6 protein-coding genes and 1 pseudogene are annotated in these 5,754 nt (G+C 62.1%); 2 read left to right on the plus strand and 5 right to left on the minus strand.

Features of this window, described 5'->3' with window-relative positions; genetic code table 11:
* Nucleotides 1-194 precede the first annotated feature (194 nt).
* Complete coding sequence (locus CRO22_RS18115) at nt 195-1,256, minus strand: CBASS cGAMP-activated phospholipase (protein WP_097071550.1); 1,062 nt, start codon at nt 1,254-1,256, stop codon at nt 195-197.
* A gap of 462 nt (nt 1,257-1,718) precedes the next feature.
* Nucleotides 1,719-2,969: a nucleotidyltransferase domain-containing protein gene (locus tag CRO22_RS18125; protein WP_097071552.1), complete on the minus strand. Its 1,251-nt coding sequence runs from the start codon at nt 2,967-2,969 to the stop codon at nt 1,719-1,721.
* Between the two features lie 149 nt (nt 2,970-3,118).
* Between CRO22_RS18125 and CRO22_RS18130 the strand changes: the two genes are divergently transcribed.
* Both CRO22_RS18130 and CRO22_RS18135 read left to right on the plus strand, forming a co-directional pair.
* Complete coding sequence (locus CRO22_RS18130) at nt 3,119-3,436, plus strand: helix-turn-helix domain-containing protein (protein ID WP_097071553.1); 318 nt, start codon at nt 3,119-3,121, stop codon at nt 3,434-3,436.
* Complete coding sequence (locus CRO22_RS18135; RefSeq protein ID WP_097071554.1) at nt 3,437-4,006, plus strand: ImmA/IrrE family metallo-endopeptidase; 570 nt, start codon at nt 3,437-3,439, stop codon at nt 4,004-4,006. It abuts the gene before it with no gap.
* Between the two features lie 181 nt (nt 4,007-4,187).
* On the opposite strand, the gene CRO22_RS18990 is transcribed toward CRO22_RS18135, so the two are convergent.
* The 3 genes and pseudogenes from CRO22_RS18990 to CRO22_RS18145 all read right to left on the minus strand — a co-directional run.
* Nucleotides 4,188-4,352, minus strand: a complete 165-nt coding sequence (locus tag CRO22_RS18990) for a hypothetical protein (RefSeq protein ID WP_170952728.1) — start codon at nt 4,350-4,352, stop codon at nt 4,188-4,190.
* A 404-nt stretch (nt 4,353-4,756) separates the two neighbouring features.
* Complete coding sequence (locus CRO22_RS18140) at nt 4,757-5,230, minus strand: hypothetical protein (protein ID WP_097071555.1); 474 nt, start codon at nt 5,228-5,230, stop codon at nt 4,757-4,759.
* Between the two features lie 98 nt (nt 5,231-5,328).
* A pseudogene (locus CRO22_RS18145) lies at nt 5,329-5,754 on the minus strand (DNA-binding protein); the annotation flags it as partial.

Here is a 5,754-nt window from a genome sequence, read left to right on the forward strand (position 1 = left end):
GCGTCGCCATGATCGGGTCGTAGGCTGACTGTGTCGGCGGCCTCTACTGCGGCATTCTCGATTCGAGGTTGTGCTGTAGCAGTCAAGGCCGGCCCATTGCGGACGGTCGAGCCAATCGCAGCGACCGGAGGCCCGTGAGCCCAGCGATCAGTCGTAGCGGCGGTTCGCTTGTCTACGACTTGGCACCCTGGCCATCATTGTCGCCGGTCACTGAACGCCTCAACCTCGTCCCGGATCGCGACATCGGAGTTCAAGAACAACTCCGCAACCCGATGTCCCGCCCCTTCCGCCAACGCCCTGGCCACTGGCGGCATGTCCACCAAAGCGCGTGCGACATCATCCATGCCTATGCGGCGGGCAACTTCAGGGGCATCGAGGCGAACCATGTTGGACCGACCGATCAGCAGGCCGGCCTGCCCCAAAGCGTTGTGCGACTGAGCCCGCATGGCAGATGAAACGAAGAGACCCGCCCAGACCAGCTTTCCTCCAATGCGGTGCCACCAGCGCATCCGGTAGGTCTCCTGCCCGCATCCCAGGCTCAGGAGCCTGATCTGGGTCCGATCAATGTCATAGCAGGTCATCGCGTCTACCACGCCGATCATTGAGGGATTGTTGGCCCAGATACCGCCGTCGGCAAACACGTAGCCGTTCCTTTCCACCGCTGCGAAGATGGTGGGCGCTGCTGCCGTCGAGAGCCCCACATCCACGAGACGTTCGAACTGATCCTTCTTGTAATCTGGATGGTGAGGGGTCTTGAACACGTAGGGTTCGCCATACCGTCCCTCGAAGGAGGGGATGCAAGTTGGGGTAGACGATGACCCGAACAGGCCATCACCGAATCCCCGGCGAAGTTCCCGTTCCAGATTCCGCCGATCGTATGGGGTGAAGGCCCAACCGGCCCAGCCACGGAGCACCCGCTTCCACCGACCCCCGGGGAAGATATACCGGCCACGTTCGGTATAGAGTTTCGAGATTTCTTGGGCCGACTTACCCTGACCGAGACCCAGCGCGATGATCCCACCGGTGGAGGTGCCCACGATCATGTCGAAATGCTGTCCGATTGGTTCGCCGTTGAGGAAGCGTTTCTCGATCTCAGCGAGGATCATGCATGGAAGGATGCCCAGGATGCCGCCGCCATCAATCGAGAGTATCTTGAACGGCTTTCCTGTCGGCCATGGCTGCACCTCACGCAGCGTCTGCCGGGTACCATCTGAACGACGCGGAACGGTATGGTCGTAGTCACGATCACGCGGCATTCTCCGGCTCCTTCTCTACCCCGGCGTCTTCGTGCCGTCCCCCGCCGATCCAACGACCTGTCATCTCCCAGAATTCGTAGGCAGCGAGCCATCGAATCGTCCAACCGACTGTGGTCCGGCTGATCAGCATTGAGGCGTCCCACTCACCCGCCTTGGGATCGAAGAGACACAACGGCGACAACCTGATGTCCGGGGGTTCGAAGTAGACATGAGGGAGCGGCGCTTCCTCCTCGGCCTCCCAGTTTGGCGCAAGGCTGGGCCGGAGCACCCGCACGACCGGCATTACGCGGTAAAGGTCTTGCCGTCCCTTATCCGGTAGGCCGTACTCGATGCGGATGTGAAACGTTCTACCCAGGCCCCTTAGGTCACCAAACCAAATGACCGACCGTGGCCCCATCCCTCGCAGGGGTTGAAAGTGCGGCCAGTCCCTGGTCATCGCCCGGACCTGGGCTTCCAGGGATTTCACCGACGCGGCCATGTCGAACCGTAGAAGGTTGACGGCTTCACCGCCGGTTTTGCTTTGGCGATAGCCGGGCTCATCGCGATACCACCGGTTGCACCGAAGGCATGCTTACCCGTGCGGATGGCCTCGCCGTAGTCGCGTTCAAGCTCGTCCATCACTTCCTCGCCGATGCTCTCACCGAACATCGACTTCAGGACATCACGGCGTTCACGCAACGAACGTCGGTCGTCCAGGAGAATGTCGAGTTGGTTCAGAAACAGCCGCATGTCTGCAATCAGGGTATCCTGTGCCGCGTGGTCCTCCGGCCAGCGATCCGTGAACACATCCCCTGGGCAACGCGGGTTCTCAACGTGAATCAACTGGCCGACGCTCTTGGCCTGCGAGAGCCGGTCCAGGATGTGCTGAACGATGATCCTGAGGTTCTGACCGATGGTCCGACCTGCCTCGGCCACTTCCAGAGTTAGACAGCTATACATCACCGACGCGGGCATGCGCCCATCCCGGGTCGCCCAACGGATGTTCCGGTTCCTCTTGAGAAGCTGAAGCGCGGCCGTAACGGCGGATTTGCCCCCTACGACGCTGGAATGAGCGGGGACCGGAAGTGAGTCGGCATCCTTCTGCATCGCGATGAGACCTTGGTCGGCCCGCAGCGCCCGCCGTGCGTATTCCTGCTGGAAGGACAGATCGACCGGGCAGGTCGCGTTGTATTCCTCGGCGAACCCGAAGCTGTTGGTCAGCACCTTCCGGTCGCGGCTGCGGGGTTCTTCCGGCTTGGAGTGATAGATGTAGCTGCGACGCGGATCGAATTCGTCGATCATTTCAGCGGGCGAGAGGTCCAGGTGCATCCCATCCGCATAGTGGATCGTAACACACCGTGTCTGGCGCTCCGTCATGTCGTAGTACCGCGACCCGCGCTCCCCACGCATCGCCTCATAGAGAAGCTCCAGCGCCTGCCACGGAGTCATGCCAGGCGTCGTGAGTTCGACGATGATGTCGATGTCGAACCCCTCAAACCGGAACTTGGCCCGGATCGTCGCCCCGATTGCCACCGATCCTTGCTGGTAGAACAACCTGACCTTGCCCTTCAGCGGACTTCCGTCACGTTCAAGGTGCTTTTCGATGGCCGCTTTCCGCTCGGCCAGGAGCGCATGCATGCTCGGCGGAAGCTCGATCTTGATGGCGACCGCAGCCAGCATCTGCTCGGCTACGCTGTCCCACGGCGACGTTGGTTTTCCCAGAAATGCGTTCATGCTCGGCCTCGCTGTCCCGATTCGTCGCAGTTGACGAGTGTCCCGCGACGTGATTCAAGTGTTTCACAGGCTGGACATTAACTGGACGGACATCGTCTGTCCAGCATGTGAAACACTAATATCAGTCGGTGGCACGCTGGGGAGAGAGCATGGATATCGAAGACCTGGGCAACCTGGTCGCCCGACGCCGTGGAAACATGGGGGTAAGGGCTGCGGCGAAAGAAATCGGGATCAGCCCCACCACGTTGTCCCGGATCGAGAACGGGCATGTGCCGGATATCGGAACGCTAGACAAAGTCTGCTCCTGGCTTGGTGAAGACACGTCAAAGTTCACTGGAGTGGGCAATCTTCAGATCGCCTTCAAGAACCGGAAGGCCGTACCAAGGGCGACTGCCAGATCGCTGGCTAGCCTAATCGAGAAGGCATCGAAGCAGTTCGCTGACGAGGTCGAGGCCAGGGGGCACTAGGTGGCGTTCAGGCGGGGCTTCAAATCGCAATGTGAACGGCGGTCTGTTGAATTCCGCCGCAACCTCGGGCTGCAACCCGCCGACGCTCTTTCGGCTGACAAGCTGGCTGAGCACCTAGGTGTTACGGTTTGGTCAGTGAGCGACGTGGCTGGCCTTGCACCCGAAGACCAAAAGGTCCTGACAGATCACAGTGATGATTCCTGGGCTGCTATGACGATGCGGATCGCAACCGATGATCTAGTGATCTACAAGCCGGTGCAGTCCCCTGGGCGTCGAAACAACGTAGTCATGCACGAGTTGGCCCATATCGTGTTGGGACATGAACTGGCCGATGCCTGCATGTTGGAAGACGGGTCGTTGGTGCCTGGCAACTTCAGTCAGGACCAAGAGGATGAAGCGGACTGGCTCGCCGGGACACTGCTCTTGCCACGACCTGCACTGTTGGCCATCAGGGAACGGCGGCTTTCTGACACAGATGCTTGCTCTGCCTACCTGGTGAGCCGCGACATGCTGAACTGGCGCATCAGGATGACAGGCGTGGACTACCAGCTTTCGCGACGGCGTGCGTAGGTCCGCAACGTTTTCGGGCGCAGCGATGGTCCGCTCTCCGCCCGGTTACGCGGGCGCACCCAGACCAGTGCCCGGGAACAACCCGGGCTCATCGGGATGGCATCGCCGATCACGCGGTCGGCGATAGGCGCGGCGGCGTACCGGCACCGCGCCCGGGCCATCAAGAGGTGAGGCCAAGGCATCACCCGAAGGGATCGTATTCCGAGACGATCAAGACCTCGTCGCCGTCGATCTCATCGGCGGGGACGGCGCCAAAGGTTCCATCCCCTGCCTGAAAGACGACGATCGAAACCATGAGCGTGGCGGCGAGGGAGGCGGCGAAGGCGTGAGCATCTTTGCGGGACATCTGTTTGGCTCCTGTCTGGAGGCGGGGGACCGTCCCCCGCGCGACAGGGCCCCGCAGGCCCGAAGACTGGCTGACATCACCGGGTGCGTTCGGCCCCTCTTGTGAAACAGGGCCGAATCCGCCCGGCGGCACGGGCTTGCCCGTAGTCCGACCCCTTGCGGGTTGATCTCGAAGACGGGATTCGGGGCAAGGAAGGGAATGGCGAGCGGGGGATGGTACCCCAACGACAGGAGCCGGTTGTCCCGCTGATGCTTGATACGCCGCCAGCCTCCCGGCCAGGCTCTTGGTTGAAGACCTCCGTTTTGGGGGATGGACTATTGGCGCCCGCGACATCGCGGCACGAGGTTAGGGTCGGTGAGGTGAGAGGCCCGCCGATTGGCGAGCCCCTCACGCCTTGTCAGGGCTCAGGCGGCCAGGTCCGCGCCCCCTGCCCTATCGCTGTCCGCAGTGCCGACGATTTCGAGCCGGGCGTTGCGACAACCCTCGCGCGCAATCCAGAGCTCGGCCGCGGTGATCGACTCCGCCAGATGCAACAGTTCGGTGTTGCCACCGAAGTCCAGCAACACGCGCACCTGCCCGGGCTTCGGTTCCTCCGCCACTTCGAACACGAGCGGACTATCCGCCGAATGACTGCGCATGATGGTGACGAGGATGACCCCGTCGGACGAGAAGTTCCCCTCATGCAGCGTGAAGGAGGCAGGCGCGGTCCAGGTCTGATAGGCGCGGGGCGGTTCTTTCTTCACGAGACGGCCAACGCCGTTCGATCGCTCCCAGGCGGCAAGCTTCTTGGTGAAGCGCGCAGGCGGTTTGGGACTGCCGTCGGTGTAGCGGATCAATGCCCCGAGCGGGGCGCTGTCGATGATGGTGGTTGCGGACATGGTTCCTCATCCCGAATGCAAGATTTTGCATTCATCATATTGATATTTAATGGTTTTACGGAAAGAGGGCGGGTTTCCCCGCCCTCGAATGGCCTCGATCACTCCGCAGCGATCAACGGCGCGGCGCTGTCGGGCAGATCGGCGCTCAGGAAGGCCGGAAGATCGACCTCCGCAGAACCATCCGTGTCATCCCTCTGCCCTTCCGCGATCGCGTCATCGTCCAGAGCGATCAGATCGGCGCGGCGCAGGACCTCGGGCAGCCAGCCGCTGCCCTTGAGCAACCGCTCGGCCTCGGCGGCCATTTCGCCCTTCTTCAGATGGTCGAGAAGCTGAGCGGACCCCTCCCCTTTCGCCTCGCGCACGGCCTCGAGGATGCGAGCCTTGGGCACGCGGCCCAGATAGCCATCGACCGTGGGCTCCCAACCCGCTTCGACCATGTCGAGATCCGTCGCGCGCGCCACAAGATCGGCATGCGCCATGCGCCGCGTCAGGCCACTGGCCGAGATGCCCGCGCCATAGGGGTT

This window comes from Rhodobacter maris (assembly GCF_900217815.1).
Classification (GTDB): domain Bacteria; phylum Pseudomonadota; class Alphaproteobacteria; order Rhodobacterales; family Rhodobacteraceae; genus Rhodobacter; species Rhodobacter maris.

Excerpts from the sequence above, each read along its gene's own strand:
- CRO22_RS18130 (WP_097071553.1), top strand. The coding sequence starts at position 3,119 with ATGGATATCGAAGACCTGGGCAACCTGGTCGCCCGACGCCGTGGAAAC.
- CRO22_RS18115 (WP_097071550.1), bottom strand. The coding sequence starts at position 1,256 with ATGCCGCGTGATCGTGACTACGACCATACCGTTCCGCGTCGTTCAGAT.
- CRO22_RS18125 (WP_097071552.1), bottom strand. The coding sequence starts at position 2,969 with ATGAACGCATTTCTGGGAAAACCAACGTCGCCGTGGGACAGCGTAGCC.
- CRO22_RS18140 (WP_097071555.1), bottom strand. The coding sequence starts at position 5,230 with ATGTCCGCAACCACCATCATCGACAGCGCCCCGCTCGGGGCATTGATC.
- CRO22_RS18990 (WP_170952728.1), bottom strand. The coding sequence starts at position 4,352 with ATGTCCCGCAAAGATGCTCACGCCTTCGCCGCCTCCCTCGCCGCCACG.